Source organism: Burkholderia sp. L-4 (assembly GCF_056856535.1).
Map to the genome: position 1 here is coordinate 1317569 of NZ_JBXEOX010000002.1, position 19414 is coordinate 1336982.

21 protein-coding genes are annotated in these 19414 nt (G+C 68.6%); 7 read left to right on the forward strand and 14 right to left on the reverse strand.

Going from position 1 to position 19414, the window contains the following annotated elements:
• Nucleotides 1-118: 118 nt before the first annotated feature.
• The 7 genes from AC1VVG_RS22815 to AC1VVG_RS22845 are packed head-to-tail and all read right to left on the reverse strand — an operon-like array spanning nt 119 to nt 6937.
• Complete coding sequence (locus AC1VVG_RS22815; protein WP_059559595.1) at nt 119-1165, reverse strand: ABC transporter substrate-binding protein; 1047 nt, start codon at nt 1163-1165, stop codon at nt 119-121.
• On the reverse strand, nt 1162-2313 hold the full coding sequence (locus tag AC1VVG_RS22820; protein ID WP_124608052.1) for an NAD(P)/FAD-dependent oxidoreductase: 1152 nt from the start codon (nt 2311-2313) through the stop codon (nt 1162-1164). The genes AC1VVG_RS22815 and AC1VVG_RS22820 overlap by 4 nt, the downstream gene beginning before the upstream one ends.
• A complete protein-coding gene (locus tag AC1VVG_RS22825) occupies nt 2306-3745 on the reverse strand; it encodes an FAD/NAD(P)-dependent oxidoreductase (protein ID WP_124608051.1) in 1440 nt (479 codons plus the stop codon). Before AC1VVG_RS22825 ends, AC1VVG_RS22820 begins: the two co-directional genes overlap by 8 nt.
• Nucleotides 3742-4086, reverse strand: coding sequence for a (2Fe-2S)-binding protein (locus AC1VVG_RS22830; RefSeq protein WP_482836345.1), 345 nt, complete (start codon nt 4084-4086; stop codon nt 3742-3744). Before AC1VVG_RS22830 ends, AC1VVG_RS22825 begins: the two co-directional genes overlap by 4 nt.
• Nucleotides 4086-4880: an ABC transporter permease gene (locus AC1VVG_RS22835; protein ID WP_034188296.1), complete on the reverse strand. Its 795-nt coding sequence runs from the start codon at nt 4878-4880 to the stop codon at nt 4086-4088. Before AC1VVG_RS22835 ends, AC1VVG_RS22830 begins: the two co-directional genes overlap by 1 nt.
• Entirely contained in the window at nt 4877-5854 is a 978-nt protein-coding gene (locus AC1VVG_RS22840) for an ABC transporter permease (RefSeq protein ID WP_482836346.1), read from the reverse strand. Before AC1VVG_RS22840 ends, AC1VVG_RS22835 begins: the two co-directional genes overlap by 4 nt.
• Nucleotides 5855-6937 (reverse strand): ABC transporter ATP-binding protein, encoded by a 1083-nt coding sequence (locus AC1VVG_RS22845; protein ID WP_034188294.1) that lies wholly within the window; start codon nt 6935-6937, stop codon nt 5855-5857. It abuts the gene before it with no gap.
• 294 nt (nt 6938-7231) lie between these two features.
• Between AC1VVG_RS22845 and AC1VVG_RS22850 the strand changes: the two genes are divergently transcribed.
• Complete coding sequence (locus AC1VVG_RS22850) at nt 7232-8119, forward strand: IclR family transcriptional regulator (protein ID WP_034188293.1); 888 nt, start codon at nt 7232-7234, stop codon at nt 8117-8119.
• 269 nt (nt 8120-8388) lie between these two features.
• Here the strand turns inward: AC1VVG_RS22850 and AC1VVG_RS22855 are convergent, their stop codons facing one another.
• Nucleotides 8389-9474: a DUF1176 domain-containing protein gene (locus AC1VVG_RS22855; RefSeq protein ID WP_482836348.1), complete on the reverse strand. Its 1086-nt coding sequence runs from the start codon at nt 9472-9474 to the stop codon at nt 8389-8391.
• Between the two features lie 237 nt (nt 9475-9711).
• Between AC1VVG_RS22855 and AC1VVG_RS22860 the strand changes: the two genes are divergently transcribed.
• From AC1VVG_RS22860 to AC1VVG_RS22870, 3 genes are all read left to right on the forward strand, one after another.
• A complete protein-coding gene (locus AC1VVG_RS22860) occupies nt 9712-10458 on the forward strand; it encodes a glucose 1-dehydrogenase (RefSeq protein ID WP_482836349.1) in 747 nt (248 codons plus the stop codon).
• Nucleotides 10459-10609: 151 nt separating this feature from the next.
• Nucleotides 10610-11464 (forward strand): DJ-1/PfpI family protein, encoded by an 855-nt coding sequence (locus AC1VVG_RS22865; RefSeq protein ID WP_059559583.1) that lies wholly within the window; start codon nt 10610-10612, stop codon nt 11462-11464.
• A 121-nt stretch (nt 11465-11585) separates the two neighbouring features.
• Nucleotides 11586-12068, forward strand: a complete 483-nt coding sequence (locus AC1VVG_RS22870) for a YybH family protein (protein WP_034188289.1) — start codon at nt 11586-11588, stop codon at nt 12066-12068.
• A gap of 93 nt (nt 12069-12161) precedes the next feature.
• On the opposite strand, the gene AC1VVG_RS22875 is transcribed toward AC1VVG_RS22870, so the two are convergent.
• Both AC1VVG_RS22875 and AC1VVG_RS22880 read right to left on the reverse strand, forming a co-directional pair.
• The gene (locus AC1VVG_RS22875; RefSeq protein WP_034188288.1) at nt 12162-13109 is read right to left on the reverse strand and encodes a GlxA family transcriptional regulator; all 948 of its coding nucleotides are present in this window, start codon (nt 13107-13109) and stop codon (nt 12162-12164) included.
• Between the two features lie 205 nt (nt 13110-13314).
• Entirely contained in the window at nt 13315-13836 is a 522-nt protein-coding gene (locus AC1VVG_RS22880) for a GNAT family N-acetyltransferase (RefSeq protein WP_069704598.1), read from the reverse strand.
• A gap of 315 nt (nt 13837-14151) precedes the next feature.
• Here AC1VVG_RS22880 and AC1VVG_RS22885 point away from each other — a divergent pair, with 315 nt between their 5' ends.
• On the forward strand, nt 14152-14535 hold the full coding sequence (locus AC1VVG_RS22885) for a hypothetical protein (protein WP_034188287.1): 384 nt from the start codon (nt 14152-14154) through the stop codon (nt 14533-14535).
• Between the two features lie 86 nt (nt 14536-14621).
• On the opposite strand, the gene AC1VVG_RS22890 is transcribed toward AC1VVG_RS22885, so the two are convergent.
• From AC1VVG_RS22890 to AC1VVG_RS22900, 3 genes are read right to left on the reverse strand one after another with little or no spacing between them, the layout of a single operon-like run.
• On the reverse strand, nt 14622-15467 hold the full coding sequence (locus tag AC1VVG_RS22890; protein WP_069704525.1) for an MBL fold metallo-hydrolase: 846 nt from the start codon (nt 15465-15467) through the stop codon (nt 14622-14624).
• Nucleotides 15468-15485: 18 nt separating this feature from the next.
• Entirely contained in the window at nt 15486-15812 is a 327-nt protein-coding gene (locus AC1VVG_RS22895) for a hypothetical protein (protein WP_343726290.1), read from the reverse strand.
• A complete protein-coding gene (locus tag AC1VVG_RS22900) occupies nt 15800-16336 on the reverse strand; it encodes a hypothetical protein (RefSeq protein WP_049030906.1) in 537 nt (178 codons plus the stop codon). Before AC1VVG_RS22900 ends, AC1VVG_RS22895 begins: the two co-directional genes overlap by 13 nt.
• Nucleotides 16337-16501: 165 nt before the next feature.
• On the opposite strand from AC1VVG_RS22900, the gene AC1VVG_RS22905 reads away from it, so the two are divergent.
• Complete coding sequence (locus tag AC1VVG_RS22905; protein WP_482836351.1) at nt 16502-17392, forward strand: LysR substrate-binding domain-containing protein; 891 nt, start codon at nt 16502-16504, stop codon at nt 17390-17392.
• A 172-nt stretch (nt 17393-17564) separates the two neighbouring features.
• Here AC1VVG_RS22905 and AC1VVG_RS22910 read toward each other — a convergent pair whose 3' ends face one another.
• A complete protein-coding gene (locus tag AC1VVG_RS22910; RefSeq protein WP_482836353.1) occupies nt 17565-18422 on the reverse strand; it encodes a helix-turn-helix transcriptional regulator in 858 nt (285 codons plus the stop codon).
• Between the two features lie 95 nt (nt 18423-18517).
• On the opposite strand from AC1VVG_RS22910, the gene AC1VVG_RS22915 reads away from it, so the two are divergent.
• A complete protein-coding gene (locus tag AC1VVG_RS22915) occupies nt 18518-19411 on the forward strand; it encodes an SDR family oxidoreductase (RefSeq protein WP_482836354.1) in 894 nt (297 codons plus the stop codon).
• Nucleotides 19412-19414: the final 3 nt, after the last annotated feature.

Below are 19414 nucleotides of genomic sequence, written 5' to 3' on the forward strand. Positions count from 1 at the left end.
GGGCTAGTGTTGTCGGCCCGCCGCGTCCCGGTCAAATCCGCAGAAAAAGGGGAGTGTCATCACTCCCGCAAATGATGGTCGCGGCGCGCGGTCCCGTGCCGCCGCGCGCCGCGGCCGGTTACCGCTCGATCTGCCGGTTCCAGCGCGTATCCCACTGCGCGCGGCGCGCGTTGATCGCGGCCCAGTCGACCACCGTCACCTTGCGCACGAGATCGTCGACGTTGCCGAGGCTCTGCTGCATCGCGGCAGGCATCTTCGCGAGGCGGTTGGTCGGGATCTGCTTGCCGGCCTCGGCCGCCTTCGTCTGCGCGGGCGCGGACAGCAGGAACTGCGCGAGCTTCTGCGCGAGCTGCGGATCGGGGTTGTTCGCGACCACGCACAGGTCGACGAGCAGCAGCACGGGGCCTTCCTTCGGGTTCGCGTACGCGACGGGAATGCCCTTGTCCTGCAGGTCGCCGACGCCGGTCGGCGTGAGCGGGAACAAGCCGGCTTCGCCGGTCTGCACCATCTCGGAGATCTTCGCCGAGTTCGGGATGTACTCGACGACGTTCGGCCCGACCGTGCTCGCCCACTTGCTGAAGCCGGGCTCGACATTCTGCTCGTTGCCGCCCAGCAGCCGGTTGATCGCGAGGAAGCCGTGCAGCCCGAACGTGCTGCTCGACGCCGACTGGAACACGACCTTGCCCTTGTATTTCGGGTCGGCGAAGTCCATCCACGACGTCGGCGGCGCCCAGCCTTTCTCCGTGAACAGTTTCCGGTTGTACGCGATGCCGGTCATCCCGAGCTGCACGCCCGCGCCGACGTCGTCCTTCATCCGCGCGAACGGATACAGCTCCTTCAGCACCGGCGAATCGTCGAGCTTCTGGCACACGCCGAGGCTGACCGCGCGCGCCATCACGCCGTCGTCGAGGAACGCGACGTGGATCTGCGGTTTGTTGCGGTTCGCGAGCAGCTTCGCGAGCACGTCCGACGACGTGCCGGGCACGACGACCACCTTCACGTTGTTCGCTTTCTCGAAGTCGGGCAGCACCTGGCTCGTATAGGCCTTCTCCATCGGCCCGCCGTTCATGCCGACGTAGATCGTCTTCGTTTGCGCGAACGCGGGCGCGCCGGCGCCCGCGAGGCAGAGGGCGGCGGCCGCCGCGATTGTTCCGAGCAGTTTCATTTGTGGGTCTCCTCTTGACGGAAAGGGGCGGTCGGCGCGGTTTGCGGTGCGAAGCGGCCGATCGAGAATGCATCGAGTGGCGTGGCGGTTTCGCCGGTCGTGACGAGGTCGGCGAGCACGTCGCCGACGCCCGGCGCGAGCAGGAAGCCGCCGCCGGAAAAGCCGAACGCATGCAGCAGGCGCGGCGTCGTGCGGCTCGCGCCGATGATCGGGTTGTGGTCGGGCGTGCAGCCTTCGACGCCGCTCCAGGTGCGGATCAGCAGCGCATCGCGCAGCGCGGGCAGCAGCGCGCACGCGTCGCGCATCACGGCGCGCGTCGTATCGACCGACGGCTGGCCGAATTCGCCGTCGCCGCGGCCGCGCCCGCCGCCGATCACGCAGTTGCCGCGCGCGACCTGCCGCGCGTACACGCCGCCGCCGTATACGCCGAGGTTGTGCGTGATGAACGGCGGCAGCGGTTCGGTCACCCACATGTTCGGGTAGATCGGCTCCATCGGCACGGCTTCGCCGAAGCGTTCGGCGATCGTGTTCGCCCACGCGCCGGCCGAGTTGATCAGCCACGTCGCGGTGCATGCGCGGCCGCCGGCCTGAAAGTGAAAGCGCGCGCCGTCGTGGTGCACGTCGTCGACGGGCGTGTGCTCGAACACGTCCGCGCCCGCCGCGCGGGCCGCGCGCGCGAACGCGGGCGACACGAGGCGCGGGTTCGCATGGCCGTCGGTTTCGCACAGCGAGCCGCCGAGCGCCGCGCGGCCGAGCCACGGGTAGCGGCGGCGGAATGCGTCGCCGCGCATCACCTGCAGCGGCAAGCCGTGTTCGCCGGCGAGCGCGGCGTACGCGTCGAGCGCGTCGAGATCGGCGTCGCTGCGCGCGAGCCGCAGATGGCCCGACACGACGAATTCGCCGTCGATGCCGATCAGTTCGGGCAGGCGGTCCCAGATGCGCCGCGCACGCAGCGCGAGCGGCAGTTGTTCGGCCGGCCGGCCCTGGCAGCGCACGCCGCCGTAGTTCACGCCGCTCGCCTGCGCGCCGCAATCGCGCCGTTCGAACAGCCCGGTGCGCAAGCCGCGGCGCGTCAGCGCGAGGGCGGCCGACGCGCCGACGAGGCCGCCGCCGACGATCGCGACGTCGTAATGCGGGCGCTCACTCATCGCGCGCCTCGTCGGGAATCGCCGCGACATCGTCGCCCGTGAGCGCGGCCGAGATCGGGAACGGCTTCACGGGCGGTTGCGCACGCAACCGGCCGACGTCGGCGAGCGGGCGCGCGGTTGCGGCGGCCAGCACGAGCGCGGCGGCGTCGCCGCACATGCGGCCCTGGCAGCGGCCCATGCCGACGCGCGTCAGCGCCTTCAGCCGGTTCAGCTCGGTCGCCGCGCCGTCGCGGACGCAGCGCCGCAGCGTGCCGGCGTCGATCTCCTCGCAGCGGCACACGATCGTGTCGTCGGGGCAGTGCGCGGCCAGCTCGACCGGCGGCGCGAACGCCGTTTCGAGGCCCGCGCGGAATGCGCCGATGCGTGCGAGCGTGCGTTCGAGCGTTGCCGCGTCGGGTTTGCCGGATAACGACGGCGACGCGATGCCGGCGTCGTCGAGCAATGCGAGCGCCGCCCGCCGGCCCGATGCTTCGGCCGCGTCGGCACCCGCGATGCCCGCGCCGTCGCCGGCGACGTACAGGCCGCGCACCGACGTGCGGCCGGCCGCGTCGCGCTCGGGCAGCCACGCACGATTGAGCGGGTCGAACCCGAACCGGCAGCCGGCGAGATCGGCGAGCTGCGTTTCGGACCGCAGGCCGAAGCCGAGGCCGAGCGCGTCGCAGTCGAGCCGGCGCGGCGGGACGCCGTCGCCGTCACCGGCGGCGCGCCACGCCAGTCCCGTCACATGCCGGTCGCCGAGCACGCGCTCGAGCGTGACGCCCGTTTCGATCGCGACGCCCCGCGCGCGTAGCCAGCCGATGTAATAGAGCCCCTTCGCGAAGGTCGACGGCACGCGCAGCAGCGCGGGCGCGGCGGCGGCTTGGCGGCGCAGCGGGCTCGTGTCGAGGACGGCCGCGACCTGCGCGCCGGCCTTCGCATACTGGTAGGCGACGAGGTAAAGCAGCGGGCCCGTGCCCGCGAACACGATGCGCCGGCCGATCGCGCAGCCCTGCGCCTTCAGCGCCACCTGTGCGCCGCCGAGCGTATACACGCCCGCGAGCGTCCAGCCCGGCACGGGCAGCAGGCGGTCGGTCGCGCCGCTCGCGACGATCAGGTGCGAGTACGGCACCGTCACTTCGCGGCCGTCCTGCAGCGTGTCGACGCGGCCCGCGCCGCACGACCACGCGAGCGTATTCGGCCGGTAGTCGACCTGCGGCAGCAGCGCGGCCATCGTCCGGTGCACGGCGTCGGCCTTGGTCGCCTCGAAACCGTACAGCGCGCGCTTGCCGCGCGTGAATGCGCCGCCGGCCGGCGGTTGCCGGTAGATCTGCCCGCCCCAGCGCGCGTTTTCGTCGATCACGACGGGGCGCAGCCCCGCGTCGACCAGCGCTTCGGCCGCGCGCACGCCGGCCGGCCCGGCGCCGACGATCACCGGTTGCAGCACGGCGCTCACGATGCGTCTCCGCTCGCGGGCCCGGCGGCCGTGACAATCCGCATGCCGTCGGCGATCGGCGTCGAGCATGCGCGCACGCGCGCGCCGGCTTCGGTGCGCACCCAGCAGTCCTGGCACGCGCCGATCAGGCAGAAGCCCGCGCGCGGCTGGCCGCTGAATTCGCTCACGCGCACGCGGCGCTGTGCGAGGAGGATCGCGGTGAGCACGGTATCGCCGGCGAGCGCCTGCGCGGGGCGGCCGTCGAGCGTGAACGCGACGGCGGCGCGCTCGCGTTCGGCGATGCGCACGAACTGTGCGCCGTCGGCCGCGCCGTCGGTGGAACGGGAAACGGAAGTCGTCATCAGTGTTGGCCGATCAGGATGCGGTTCAGGCCGTACACGCGATCGAGCAGCAGCATCGCGCCGGCGGTGATGAAGATGACGAGCGCCGACACCGACGCCATCATCGGGTCGATCGATTCGGTCGCGTACATGTACATGCGCACGGGCAGCGTGACCGTCTGCGGCGACGTGACGAAGATCGACATCGTCAGTTCGTCGAAGCTGTTGATGAACGCGAGCAGCCAGCCGCCCGTGATGCCGGGCACGATCATCGGCAGCGTGATGCGCCGGAAGGTCGTCCACGGGTCCGCGCCGAGCGAGCACGCGGCCTGCTCGATGCTGCGGTCGAGGCCCGCGACGGACGCGAGCACGAGCCGCATCACGAACGGCGTGATGACGATCATGTGCGCGAGCACGAGCCAGGCGAACGAGCCGGTCGCGCCGATCAACGCGAAGAAACGCAGCAGCGCGATGCCGAGCACGAGACCGGGAATCACGAGCGGCGACAGCAGCAGCCCGTTCAGGAACGCGCGGCCGGGAAACGCCGCGCGGCCGATGGCGAGGCCCGCCGGCAGCGCGATCGCGAGCGACAGCGTGGCCGACGCAAACGCGAGCTTCACGCTGTTGAGGAACGCGGTGACGAAGTCGGGATAGTCGAGGATCGCGCGGAACCAGCGCAGCGACAGCCCGCGGGTCGGCAGCGTCAGCGTTTCGTCGGGCGTGAACGCGACGAGCACGACGATCACGAGCGGCGCGAGCACGAACAGGATCACGAGCGTGTGGAAGGCGAGGGCAACGGGGCCGTTCTTTCTCATCGCGATGCGCCTCCGAGGCTGCGCGCGTAGCGGCGTTCGAGCACGCGGTAGTAGGTGAGCATCACGACGAGGTTCGCCACCAGCAGCAGCACCGCGATCGTCGCGCCGAGCGGCCAGTTCAGCGAGCCGAGGAATTCGTCGTAGACGGCCGTGGCCGCGACCTTCAGCCGGCGTCCGCCGAGCAGGCCGGGGATCGCGAACGCGCTCGCCGACAGCCCGAACACCATCAGGCTGCCCGACAGCACGCCCGGCATCAGTTGCGGCAGCACGATGCGGCGCAGCGTCGTGAACGGCGATGCGCCGAGCGACAGCGCCGCGTGCTCGGTCTGCGGATCGAGCCGCTGCAGCGCGGTCCATACGGGAATCACCATGAACGGCAGCATCACGTGCACCAGCGCGATCACGATCGCGAAGGTCGTGTATTCGAGCTTGTACGGCCCGAGGCCGGCGAGCCCGAGCGCCTGGTTCACGAGCCCGCTCGTGTTCAGCAGCATGCTCCAGCCGAACGCGCGCACGACCACCGACACCAGCAGCGGCGCGAGGATCGCGAGCAGGAACAGCGAGCGCCACGGGTCGCGCATTTTCGACAGCACGTATGCTTCCGGCGTGCCGATCGCGACGCAGATCGCGGTCGTCAGCGCGGCGATGCCGAGCGTGCGCGCGAAGATCGTGTGGAAGTACGACGAGCCGAGCACGTCCGCGTAGTTGCCGAACTGGAACGCGGCGATCGGGCCGGTGGCCGGGTCGAAGCGGTAGAAGGTCAGTACGAACGTCATCGCGAGCGGCACGAGCACGAGCGCGGCGAACAGCACGAACGCGGGCGCGCACATCAGCCACAGCGGCGCATGTGCGCGCCAGGTCGCGCGCATCGCGTGCGCGGCGGCGGCGCGTGCCGGTACGGCGTCGGCGGAAACCGCGGCCGCGAGCGCGGCCGGTGCGCCGTCGGTCGGGAGCGGGCGGACAGGCTGTCCCATTCAGGCCTCCCGGCGCATCACGCGCACCGCGTCGCTGTGCCAGTCGATCCCGACCGGCGCGCCTTCCGAAAGCGGCTCCGCGCCTTCGTTCTGGCAGCACACGAGCACTTCGCCGAGCGCGCTGTCGACGCGGTACAGCCACTGGCTGCCGAGGAAGAAGCGGCTCGTGACGGTCGCGGCGAAGCGGCCCGCATCGGGCGCGCACAGCCGCAGCTTCTCGGGACGGATGCAGACCGACACCGCATCGCCGACGCGCATGTCGCGCTCGCGCGGCGGCAGGTGCGCGGTGCGGCCCGTCTCGGCGAGGTCGTGCCCGAGGTCGATGCGCATGGCGTCGCCGTCGTGCGCGACGATCGTGCCGGGCAGCAGGTTCGCCTTGCCGATGAACTGCGACACGAAGCGGTTTTCCGGGCGCTCGTACGCGCGGTACGGCGTATCGGTCTGCGTGATGCGGCCGGCTTCCATCACGACCACGCGATCGCTGATCGACAGCGCTTCCGACTGATCGTGCGTGACCATGATCGTCGTCGTGCCGATCTTGCGCTGGATCGCGCGCAGCTCGAACTGCATGTCCTCGCGCAGCTTCGCGTCGAGGTTCGACATCGGTTCGTCGAGCAGCAGCACCGGCGGCTCGATCACGACCGCGCGCGCGATCGCGACGCGTTGCCGCTGGCCGCCCGACAGCTCGCGCGGGAAGCGGTGCGCGAGCGTGTCGAGACGCACGAGCGCGAGCGCCGCACGGATGCGTTCGGCGCGCTCGGCCTTGTCGACGCCGCGCATGTCGAGGCCGAAGCCGACGTTCTCCGCGACGCTCATGTGCGGAAACAGCGCATAACTCTGGAACACGATGCCGAGCCCGCGCCGGTTCGGCTTCAGGTGCGTGATGTCCTGCCCGTCGAGCGCGATGCGGCCGCGCGTGACGTCGACGAAGCCCGCGATCATCTGCAGCGTGGTGGTCTTGCCGCAGCCGGACGGGCCGAGCAGCGACACGAACTCGCCTTGTTCGACCGACAGGTTGACGTCGGCGACGGCGGTGAGTTCGCCGAAGGTTTTCGTCAGGTCCGTAAGCGTGAGAAACGACATGGGAAGCTCCGGGTTCGCACACCGCGTGGCCGGTGTACCGATGTCGCGGACTCTAGCCAGCCATATTTCGGCGCGTCAATTTCGAATTCTGCTGAACGGGAGGAATTTCGGAAAAATTCCGTTGAATGGAACGGATGGCGAAATCGCGTGCGAATCGTTCCGTTGGGTGACGTGTGGCCGAACCGCGAAACGCGCGCGTCAATCCCGTGCACACCCGGATGCCCGTGGAATTTCGGCGGGACGACAATGACGGCTACCATATTCCGTTCAGTGAAATCATCGAGGAGAGCCGGCATGCAGGAACCCCATTCGACCGGAACGTCGCCGGCCGCACGCGCGCCGCGCCCGGACGTGGACACCGCCGATGCGGCCGGCGCGCCGGGCACCGGCATGCTGCAGCGCGCGTTCGCGATCCTGCGCGCGCTGGCCGGCATGCAGCAGGATGGCGTGCGCGTCACGCATCTGGCGAAGGCCGTCGGGCTCACGCAGGGCACCGCGCACCGGATCCTGCAATCGCTGATCGCCGAAGGGATGGTCGAACAGGACGAGCAGTCGAAGCTGTACCGGCTGAGCGTCGACTTCTTCGCGCTCGCCGCGCAGGCCGGCAACCCGAGCAGCATGCGCACGCTGTGCCGTCCCGCGCTGCTGAGGCTGTGCGCGAGCCTCGGCGAGACCATCTTCCTGCTCGTGAAGAGCGGCTTCGACGCCGTGTGTCTCGACCTGTGCGAAGGGCCGTTTCCGATCCGCTCGTTTACCGGCGACATCGGCGGACGCATCGCGCTCGGCGTCGGGCAAGGCAGCCTCGCGATCCTCGCGTTCCTGCCCGAAGCCGAACGCGAGGAAGTGATCCGCTTCAACGTGCCGCGCATTCGCGGCTACGGCGTGCTCGACGAGGTGTACCTGCGCACCGAGATCGAACGCGTGCGGCAACTCGGCTACGCGGGCCGCAACAGCGGCGTGCTCGACGGGATGGCTGGCGTCGCGGTGCCGATCCTCGATCGCACCGGTTATCCGGTCGGCGCGTTGAGCGTCGGCACGCTCGCGTCGCGCCTCGGCGACGACCGCATGCCGATGGTCGTCGAACTGCTGCGGCGCCAGGCCGACGCGATCGGCCCGCGTACCAATCCGTTCGACGCCGCGTTGCGGCGGCCGATGCACGGGCTGTCGGGGAAAACCGTCTAACGCACGTCGCGCGTCGCCGTTTCGTCGGCTTGCCGACGCGCGCCATTCACGTCCGATCAAAGCGTGCGTTGTCCAGCGGGCCGGTGCCGCGCACGCGCAGTCGACGGTGACGCTGTGCGGGTTCGTCGACGATTGTCCTCGTCGACCTGTTCCGGCCGCGCATGATGCCGATGAACATGCCTGTCTATCGCGTGACGTGTTCCGCGAACGCGGCCGACGTATGCACGACGATGGTCGGCGGCCGCGCGTCGTCGCGGGCGAGCGTGGCGTTACTGCCTTCGCGACCGATAGAGCGTGGGCCAGTCGCCGGGCGCGACACCGCCGCACGTCTCCTGCCGGGCCGCGGACGACATGCGAAAGGCCTGGCCATCCCAGATCCATTCGGCCCGAAACCCGCAATCGGTCAGCCCGCGTCCTTTGCCGAAAGTCGACAGGGTGCCGGTAGCGGGATCGAAGTTCGGTTCGAACAGCAAGGCGTCCGACGCGCCGCCCTCTGCATCGCTCAGCTTGACGGGCTCCGGCGCTCCGCCACCGGTGCGCGGGGCGATGAACACGTCCGACGATCCCTGGTACGCGCCTTGAATGCAGGGAAGAAAAACCAGCGCCGTTCTGGCGTCGAGCGCATACGCCGCCTCTTCGAGATACTTCGACGCATTCTCTTCGCACGTGCTGGCATCCCGGACACGTTTCGTGCGCGCGATCAAGCTCTTTTCCTCCTGCGCGGACAGCTGCGCGGCGATCTTCCGCGCCGGCACGACCGGCAGCGGCGGCGCGGGCGGGACCTGCGACGCGGGCGCCGCGCCTTTGCGGATCAATGCGGTCGCGCCGCCGGCGCGCCCCTGCCGCTCGTCGATGCGCAAGAGGGCGGCGACCATGCCGTCGAGCGGAAGATAGGTGCTGGCATCCGATCCGAGCGCGAGCTTCGCGCCGTTGCGAAGCCGGGAGACGAACGCGGCGACGGCGGCCGGCCGTGTGGTCGACAGGGTTGCGATGTTGTTGGTGTGGTCGACCTTGATATGCCAGGCCGACTCGTCCAGTTGCAGCGGCGCGCCGTCAATCCGCAGATCGCCGAGATCGTCACGGGTGTCGGTGGCCACGCTCACCCGCGCTTCGAGCGCGCCGTTCGGTCCGGCCGCGCGAATGAAGCGCAAGTCCGCGCCGGTTTCGCCGCCGCGCGCGAAACCCTTCGCTTCGCAGGTCAGGCCGTTGTCGCAGGCGACCAACCACGACTTGTAGGTGTCGTAGCTCGGCGCGCCGACTTCCAGGGGCGACGTTGCGCCGGCGGCGAGCGGGGCGCCGGCGATCGTGAAAAGGGCAATGACCACGGCGCGTGCGTTGAGGGATCGAGTGCTCATGTCTTTCCGCTGAGTCGAGGATGAAGCGCATCGTAGCGCAACCGAGGCGCCGGAAATGAAAAATCCCGATCCGTCGCCCGTTCCGATCGAGTGGCGTTTTTCGAGGGTTATACGACCTTTGCGCCATGGGCGTCGCGTTCCATACTGCAGTGGACGGTCAAGCCGGGAACCGCGCACGAACGCGATGGCGTTTCGCGCTTTCGGCCCGATCAATCACGACATGAAAAGGAACGGAAGATGAGGCTCAAGAACAAGACGGCGTTGATCACGGGCGGAACCAGCGGCATCGGTCTCGCCACCGCGAAGCTGTTCGTTGCGCAAGGCGCCCGCGTGGCGGTGACCGGCCGCGACGATACCGTGTTTGAACGCGTGAAGGCCGAGCTCGGCGAGCAGGCGATCGTCCTCAAGGGCGACGTCCGTTCGCTCGACGACATGCGGGCGATCGCCGCCGACGTCAAGGAAAGGTTCGGCGGCCTGGATATCGTGTTCGCCAATGCCGGCTGGGCGTTTCCGTCCGCGGTCAACGACATCGACGACACGCTCTACGACCAGATCATGGACATCAACGTCAAGGGCGTGGTGTTCACGCTTCAGGCGGTGCTGCCGCACTTGCGGGAAGGATCGTCCGTCATCCTCAATACTTCGTTCGTCGCGCAGACCGGCAAGCATGGCATCTCGTTGACCGCGGCCGCGAAGGCCGCCGTGCGCTCGCTTGCCCGCAGCTGGTCCTACGAGTTTCTCGACCGGAAGATCCGCTTCAACGCGATCGCGCCCGGTGCGATCGACACGCCGCTGCTCTCCAAATGGGGCATGCCCGACGAATGGGTGCGCGACCGCAAGGCCGAGTTCGCCGAAGCGATTCCGGTCGGCCGCATGGGCAAGGCCGAGGACATCGCCTACGCGGCGCTCTATCTGGCCAGCGACGAATCGTCCTACGTCGTCGGCACCGAACTGGTCGTCGATGGCGGTGCGTCGCAGCTTTAAGGCCGCGGCGCGCGATGCCGGAGCCCGACACGTCATCGCGGCGCATTCACCATCCGATCTCACGCCCGCCACGTCTTGCGTCGTGGCGGTTGTTCAATCCGGCCCGTCCTGGGTGCGCTCGCAGGGGGCCGCAGTGCAAGGAGAAATCATCTTGACCGACAGTAGCGATAACGAGGCGTCCGTCAATCAACTCACGCGTGCCGGCCGTTCGCGCCGCGATGCGCTCAGGCTGGGTGGCGCCGCCGCGCTCGGCGCCGCGCTGGGCGGCGGGGCGTTGTTCGGACACGCCACGCCCGCGCTCGCGCAGGCCGGCGGCGACGGCGTACTCGCGCCGAACGAACCGCTCAATATCCTGATCGTCAATTACGACGGAGGGACGCTTCTCGATTTCGCGGGCCCGAGCGAGATTTTCCACCGGCTGCCGAATACGAACGTGCGCTACGCGAGCCTCGACGGCGGCAACGTGACGCTCGAATTCGGCGTCGTGTACGGCAATACCGAGCGGCTGGCCGATATCGAGAAGACCGACGTGATTCTGGTTCCCGGCGGGTCCGATTTGAGCGCGCCGATGCGCCCGGCGTACCAGGCGCAGATCCGGCGTCTGGCGCAAGGCGCGAAACACGTGACGTCGGTCTGCAACGGATCGCTCGTGCTTGCCGCGACGGGCGTGCTCAACGGCAAGCGCAGCGCGTGTCATTGGGCGTTCGTCAACAAGCTGGCCGAGTACGGCGCCATTCCCGTTCCCGAGCGCTTCGTCGAAGACGACGACGGCCGCTTCATGAGCGGCGGCGGCGTGACGGCGGGCATCGACTTCGCGCTGCGCGTGGCCGCGAAGCTGCGCGGCCAACGGGCCGCCGAATTCACGCAGCTCGTGATCGAATACGATCCCGCTCCGCCGTTCCATTCCGGTCATCCGAGGGACGCGCGACCGGAAGTGATCGCGATGGTCGACAAGGAACTGCCCGGCGCATCCAGGGGGCTCGCGCGCATCCCGGGCGTTCGTTGAACGCCTCGGCCCATGTTTGCGATGCCATTCGCCGGCGTCAATGAAGACGCAGGCGACGCTGCCTGCGCCACCGCCCAATCGGGCAACCGCTTCAATTCAAGCCCAAACCGGAAATCACTCGATGCAACGAATTCGTTTTTGTACAGCCGCGCTTGCAGCGTGCGTATCCCTTTTCGCATTCACGGCGCCGGCTGTTGCCGGCGGTTCGCAACGTCTGCCCGAAGCGGCCATCAAGGCCGAAAACGCGCGCTGGGCCGACGCCTTCGCGCGAGGGGACTATGAAGCGATCGGCCGCCTCTATACCGACGACGGCGCGCTCCTGCCGCCCGGCGGCGACAAGGTCACGGGGCGCCGCGCGATCGTCGAATATTTCTTGAACGGGTATGCCGGATCGAAACCCGGCACCGTCTCGTTCAGCAACTACGAGTTTTACGGTAGCGATCGGGCCGTGACGGAAGTGTCGGATGCGGAGGTGCGCGACCACGACGGCAAGCTCAAGATCCGCGCGAAGCAGACGCTCGTCTTTCTGAAGCAGGGCGGCGCGTGGAAGCTGCATCGCGACATGTGGAGCGATTACGCGCCCGTCAAGACCGACGGCCATTGAAGGTCCGGCGACAGGGCGCGTCGCGTACCGATGCGCCACCAGCCGGTTGAAGTGACGTCGAACCCGTAGCGCGCTGAGCGGCCAGGCGGTCGATCAGCGTGCTGCGTTCGACCGGCTCTCGCGTCGAATCGCTTGCGGCGGGTGCCCATGCAGTTTGATGAAGGCCCGCCGCATCCGTTCGGGATCGGTGAATCCCACCGCCAGCGCAATCTGTTCGATCGGTTCGCTGCCTCCCTGGAGGCGCAGCCGCGCGGCTTCGACGCGCAAGCGCTCGACCGCCTTCGCGGGCGTTTCGCCGGTTTCCCGGCGAAAGGCGCGGCCGAACTGCCGCAAGCTCAAGCGCGCGGCCTCGGCCAGCCGTTCGACAGGCAATGCTTCCGCCAGATGTTCCCGCGCGAAATTCAGCGCGATGCGGATGCGATCCGATTCCGGTTCCATCTGCGACATCGCGGAGAACTGGGATTGCCCGCCGGGTCGTCGATACGGAACGACCAGCAGCCTGGAGACCGCGCGTGCAATCTCCGCACCCATGTCCTTTTCAATGATGCCGAGCGCCAGGTCGATGCCGGAGGCGATGCCCGCCGACGTCCAGACGCGGCCGTCCACGACATAGATGCTGTCGCCGTCGACCTTGATGCGAGGGAAGCGCGACTGCATCAGCGCGGCGTATCGCCAGTGCGTCGCGGCCCTCAAGCCGTCCAGCGAGCCGGTTTCCGCGAGCAGAAACGCGCCCGTGCACACGCTGGCGACCCGCGGTGTCCTGGCGGCCAGTTTTCTGGCGGCGGCGATATTGTCCGATGTCTGCATCGGCGCGATGTCGCCGCCCACGAACACGACGGTGTCGAACGTGCGCCTGCCGATCGGTTTCGTGTCGATCGCAAGGCCCGTATTGCCGGGAATCGGGCCGCCCGATGGCGAGATCACATGAAGGTCGTACGGCGTATGGCCGGCCGCCGTGGCCACCTGATTGAAGGCCGACAACGGGCCGCCAAGGTCGAGTGCATCGTAGCCGCGGCAAATGAAGAATCCAATTCGATGCATGACAGCGCGGAAACTCGGAAACGCGGAGAGGCGTATTTTACCGAGAACCCTCAAATCGTGCCGTTCGGCCCGCAACGAGGGAAATACGTCGTTGACAGCGCCATCGATGGCCGCGCAGCCGGCAAGGTGCGACGAAACGTTTACGCGAAACGCGAAGCGCCCCGCCGTTTGCGGGCGGGGCGCGGTTGTCATGCGAGGGCGCTGGTCAGCGGCGGTAGATGTATTCGAGGTCGGTCGATTCACCGACCTGGAAATGGTACGTGCCGACCTGCCGGAAACCCGCCTTCTCGTAGAACGCGATGGCCTTCGCGTTGCCGGACCACACGCCCAGCCATACCGGGCCGGGCCGCGTCTCGGCGAGATAGTGCAGCGCGGCGTCGAACAGCGCGCGTCCGGCGCCGGTGCCCTGGATACCGCGGCGAAGGTAGATTTGATGTATCTCGCCCGAACCGTCCGCGACTTCCGGATGCGGGAGTTTGCACGGCCCCGCATGTGCGTAGCCGACCAGCGTGCCGTCGTCGTTTTCGGCCACCCACGTGCGGCATTGCGGGTCGACGAGTTGCGCGCTGATCGTTTCGACCGAGTAGCTGCGCGCCTCGTACGCGGCAAGGTCGTCCGGCGGATAATCGATGCCGAAACCGTCCTGCAGAAAGGTTTCGCGAAACGTCTCGCGCTTCAGGTCGGCAAGCGCGGCTGCATCGGCCAGTGTCGCAACGCGGATCAACATCGGAAGTTTCTCGCTTCGGTGGTCGGGCGGACAGTGTATCGCGAGCGGCATCGGGCCCGCGTTGTTGACGACGACGTCGATGCGGCCATGCTCGGCGAGCGATTCTCCGACGATGCGGCGGCGGGATTCGGTGTCGGGTACGAAAACCGTCCCGGTCCAGGCGCGAGTGCGCGCGCCGGTTCAACACGCCGCCGACGCGCGGCGCGGCAACGCGAAAGACGCTGGCGCGTGCCCGAGCGGCGCGGCAAACATGCCGATGGTTGACCGCCGACGGACATGCTAGGATTTCCGTCAAACAACTTCGGAGACGCTGCGATGCCGTTCATCTGCGAAAACGTTGAATGTCGTGCCGTGCTGGCGCGGGGGCAGGTCAAGGCCCGTCAGGAGGACGCGGGGTGGTGTTTCTACTGCCCGGACTGCAAGGCCAGGAACGAGTTGATGGATATCGGCACGGTGGTGGGCCACGCCGAGCTGGTTCAGCCTGAGCGGGCGAGCCCGCCGCACAAGGTCGTCGCGACGGCCCGGCCGCTGGACGACGGCACGTATGCGGCGCAATTGAGCGTCCAGCGCGCGCTCGCGGTGAAGGGCACATTCGCGGCCGAAGAGCACTGGGATCAGCTCGGCGTGTTCGGCGACCCGCAGGAAGCCGTCGCGCATGCGCAGTCGTTCGCGGCGGATCTGTTGCAACGCGCGGCTTAGTGTCCGGCCGCGCGCCACGCGCGGATCGCGGCGGGCGTCATGACCGCGGATCCGCGCGCCGGATGTGACCGTCTCCGTTCGCGATCTCACGCATCGGTCTCGTCAAGCAGGCCGTATCCCCCTTTTGTTCGCGTGACGCGTGCGAACCCCGCTTCTCCCAAATGCATGCCGGCGATCAGCAACCCCTCCGCGCTGACCCGGTCCAGCAGCCGAGATCGTGTGGTTGCGGCCTCGGTCGCGTCCTGATCGAAGGCGATCGACACGTCGGGCCGCCTGATCTGGATGTGCGGGAAATGCACGATATCCCCCCACACGAGCAGGCCCCGATCGCCGGATTCGACGACGTATCCCGTGTGCCCGTCCGTATGCCCCGGTAGCGGCATCGCGCGGATGCCGGGCAGCACTTCGCCTTCATCGAACATACGCAGCCTGTCGCGATAGCCGTCGAATACCTGACGCGCGATCAGGAAGTTGCCGCGGGCCCGCTCGCTGGCACGGCTCAGATTGGCGTCGTCCTGCCAGAAGCCGACTTCGCGCCGATGTACAACCAGCTCCGCCTGCGGGAAGGTCACGTGGCCGGCGGCATTCATCAGTCCGCCGACATGGTCGGGATGCGCGTGCGTGAGCAGGATCGTGTCGATCACGGCCGGGTCGATGCCGGCCAGCAACAGGTTGGGAATCAGGCGACCGCCCCATTGCCGGATGCCGCCGGCCCCGGCGTCGACGAGGATCGTGCGGCCCGCGCCGCGTATCACGTAGCAGTTGATGTGAATGGCGGACGGTTCCTGCTGCCCGGCGTCGCGCTGCATCCGGGACGCCTCGGCCGTGTCGATATTCGACAGGAAATCGAGGCTGGCGGTCAGGTAGCCGTCGCTGATCGCCGTGACCGTGAAGTCGCCGACTTGCTGAAAGGGAAAGGTAACGGTGGACACAAGGCTGCTCCAGGCAAGCTAGTTTCGTGCATGAATATTCGGTGCGGCATGGCCGAAACAGCGGATGCGCGCCGACAGGCCGGTACGGCGAACGATCGCGTGATCGAGCGCTTCCATGAACCGGTTCATGATCGCGGGTTGGCGAAACGCGTCGACGCGATACTGGATTTCCGCGTATGCGGGATGCCCGTATCCGTGCCGAACCGCGATGAAGATCACGTGAACGTTTTCGAGTTTCGCGTGGAGAACATCCGTGCAAAGCGCGACGCAGTCGCCGCACAGCGCGGCGAGGTCATCGTCGGACGGCAGGCGTTCCGCCTGAATATGGAGCGTCACGTTCGGCATGGTTCGCCTGCGTGGGTCAGCTGAGCGGTGATCGGTGCGTAAAGATGAAGGCCGGCCGCGGCGTACCCGGCCGGCGCGGCGTCGCGCCGCGGCACGACGGCGAGCCAGCGGCGCGCCGGACACTGCTCCAGCGCGACGGCCTGCATGGCCAGCGGCGCCAGTCCCATGCGGATCAGCGGCTCGGGGCCGCGCTCGCCCAGCACGAGCAGTTGGTCGGCAGCGACGGCGGGTGCGACACCGATATCGCTGTACAGATTGCGGTGCCAGTCGGTGATGTGCTGCTGCCATCGCGCGAAATTGCCGCCGCCTTTCCGGCGATATTCGTCCCCGGTCAGCACGTCGAGACCGTCGATCGTGTGCACGGCCAGGTAGACGGGGCAGCCGTCGCCGATCGCCTTGAAGCGCTGCGACGAGTGAAACCCCGTTACCGAGATGAGGGCGGGCAGCTTTTCGAGGCTGTAAAAGTCGTTCCATTCGGCTTCGCTGTCGCGGTCGGCGAAGCTGCATTCCACGGTGTAGATCATCGGATCGTCCTTCGTCACGGAGGGGTATCGTGTGGTGAACACGCGGTATTCAGTGCGGTGACGTAATGCTAAGCTGATGTTTGCACGGTAAATAACGACAAAAAGTCAGACTTCAGTGATGTTTGCTCAAGCTGGTGTCGAATCCCTCCCATCGACGAGATCCCCATGCGACGCAAGATTCCCAGCAATTCCGCGCTCCTGGCTTTCGAGGCGGCGGCCCGGCACGGGAGCTTCGCCCGCGCGGCCGACGAGCTGGCCCGCACCGAAGGCGCGATCAGCCGCCAGATCGGCCGGCTGGAGGCGTTTCTGGGCGTGACGTTGTTCGAGCGCGTGGGAAACCGGGTGAAGCTGGCGCCGAACGGCACGCGATACGCGGCGCAGGTGCGCGCGATCCTGGACCGGCTGGAACGGGACAGCCTGTATCTGATGGGGCAGCCCGTCGAGGGCGCGAGTATCGATGTCGCCGCGATCCCGACCTTCGCCACGCGCTGGCTGATTCCCCGGCTGAAGCGGTTTCAGGAGCGGCACCCGAACATCACCGTGCATATCGCCGAGCGGATGGACCCGTTCCTGCTCGCGGGCAGCGGTTTCGACGCCGCCATTCATTTCGACCATCCGGCATGGGCCGGCATGCACCTGCATCCTCTGCTGGAGGAAGTGCTGGTGCCGGTCTGCAGTCCGGCGCTCCTGAAGGGCGCGGGAAAGCGCCCGTCGCTGGATGCGCTGCCGCGCCTTCACCGGCGGCAGAATCCCGATGCCTGGCAGACGTATGCGGAAGCGTCCGGCATCGCGCTGACCAATTCGGCGATCGGCCCCCGGTACGATCTCCATTCGATGCTGATCGAGGCGGCGCTGGCCGGCCTGGGGGTGGCCTTGGTGCCGCGCCTTTACATCGCGGCGGAGCTCGAGCAGGGCCGCCTGGTCGCGCCCTGGCCCGACGGGCAGGCGGTGACCAAGACCTTCTGTCTCGTGCTGCCGGAGCCGCTCGAATTGAGCGAGGGGCCGGTACGGGCGTTCGCGGCATGGATGCTGGAGGAGGCCGGCGGCGCGCGTTGAAGCCGCGCGTCGCGCGTGCGCTCGGGCATGTCGCGCCGTTTCCGTGATCGAACGTCGAGCGGCATCCGGTGCGATCCGCGGGAGGAGAAAATCAAATATTCGTCCGGGAATCAGTGCGGATCGCGGTGATTCGACGCGGACTGAAGAGGAGGCGGCTGCTTGCCGCTTGCCGTCATGCCGCGGACACCGGCAACGCACGCGCCCGTTCGCGGGCCGCGACGAGTGCCCGGATGCGCGCGCGGTCCGCCGGCGTCACGGGCGTGAAGATCACGAGGCTCAGGTCGGGGCGGCCGGTCACCGAGAACGCGGAATATTCGAGCGCGATCCGGCCGGCCTGCGGGTGGCGGATCTCCTTCGTGCTTTCGTCGTGCGTATGGATATCGTGGTCGCGCCACATCGCGTCGAATTCGGCGCTCGTCGCGCGCATCTCGTCGACGAACACCTGCACGGCCTGCGTCGCACCGCTGCGCGCGACGTCCGCGCGAAACGCGCCGACCGCGAACCGCGCGACGCGCTCCCAGTTCGGCTGGGCGTGGCGTACGCCCGCGTCGACGAAGATCAGCCGCAGGATGTTGCGCGCGGCGGGCGGCAGCGTCGCGTAGTCGGTCAGCGTCGCGGCCGCCGCGTCGTTCCACGCGACGACGTCCCAGGTCGCCGAGCGCACGATCGCGGGGCTCGCGTCGAGCGAATCGAGCACGTGCTGCAGGCGCGGCGTCACGCTGGCCGGCGCGTGATAACGCACTTCGGGCGGATGGCCGACGCCGATCAGGAACAGGTGCTCGCGTTCGGCTTCGTTCAGCATCAGCGCGCGGGCGAGCCGGTCGAGCACGTCGGCCGACGGCGCGCCGCCGCGCCCCTGTTCGAGCCACGTGTACCACGCGGCGCTCACGTGCGCGCGCTGCGCGACTTCCTCGCGCCGCAGCCCCGGCGTGCGGCGGCGCGTGGCCGGCAGCCCGAGCGCGGCCGGGTCGAGTTTCTCGCGGCGGTCCCGCAGGTACGCGCCGAGCAGGTTGTCGGGGGCGTCAGCCATATCCTGTTAGTTCGTTTACCGGTAAACCGTCACGACTTCACCGTGTGCGGCGTTCGACAGATAGTAAGCCTCCATTCCATCCGGAGGTGCTGAACATGCGTGTCTTTGTTACTGGAGCGTCGGGGTTCGTCGGCTCGGCCGTCGTCGCCGAACTGGTTGCCGCCGGGCATTCGGTGCTCGGCCTCGCGCGGTCCGATGCGGCGGCCGCGGCGGTGGCGGCCGCGGGCGCCGACGTGCATCGCGGGTCGCTCGAGGATCTCGACAGCCTGACGCGCGGCGCCGAACGCGCCGACGCGGTGATCCACACGGGATTCAATCACGACTTCTCGCGCTTCGCGCAGAACTGCGAACTCGACCGCCGCGCGATCGAGACGATTGGCGCGGTGCTCGCGGGCTCGGCGCGGCCGCTGGTTGTCACGTCGGGGCTCGCGCTCGTCGCGCCCGGCCGCGCGGCGACCGAGGATGATCCGCACGTGCCGGTGTCGCCGACCTATCCGCGTGCGTCCGAAGCGACCGCGGTCGCGCTGGAGGCACGCGGCGTGCATGCGTCGGTCGTGCGCCTGCCGCCGTCCGTGCACGGCGACGGCGATCACGCGTTCGTGCCGCGCCTGATCGCGTTTGCGCGGGAGAAGGGCGCGTCGGCGTTCATCGGCGACGGCGCGAACCGCTGGCCGGCCGTGCACCGGCTCGACGCGGCGCGCGTGTACCGGCTCGCGGTCGAGCGCGGCGCGGCCGGCGCGCGTTATCACGCGGTCGACGATACGGGCGTGCCGTTCCGGGCAATCGCCGAGGTAATCGGCCGCCGGCTGAACGTGCCGGTCGTCGCGAAGTCGCCGGCCGAGGCCGCCGAGCACTTCGGCTGGTTCGCGATGTTTGCCGGAATGGATGCGCCGGCAACCAGCGAGCGCACGCGCGCATCGCTCGACTGGGTACCCGCGCAGCCGGGGCTGCTGTCCGATATCGACCGGCCGCGGTATTTCGAAAGCTGATAA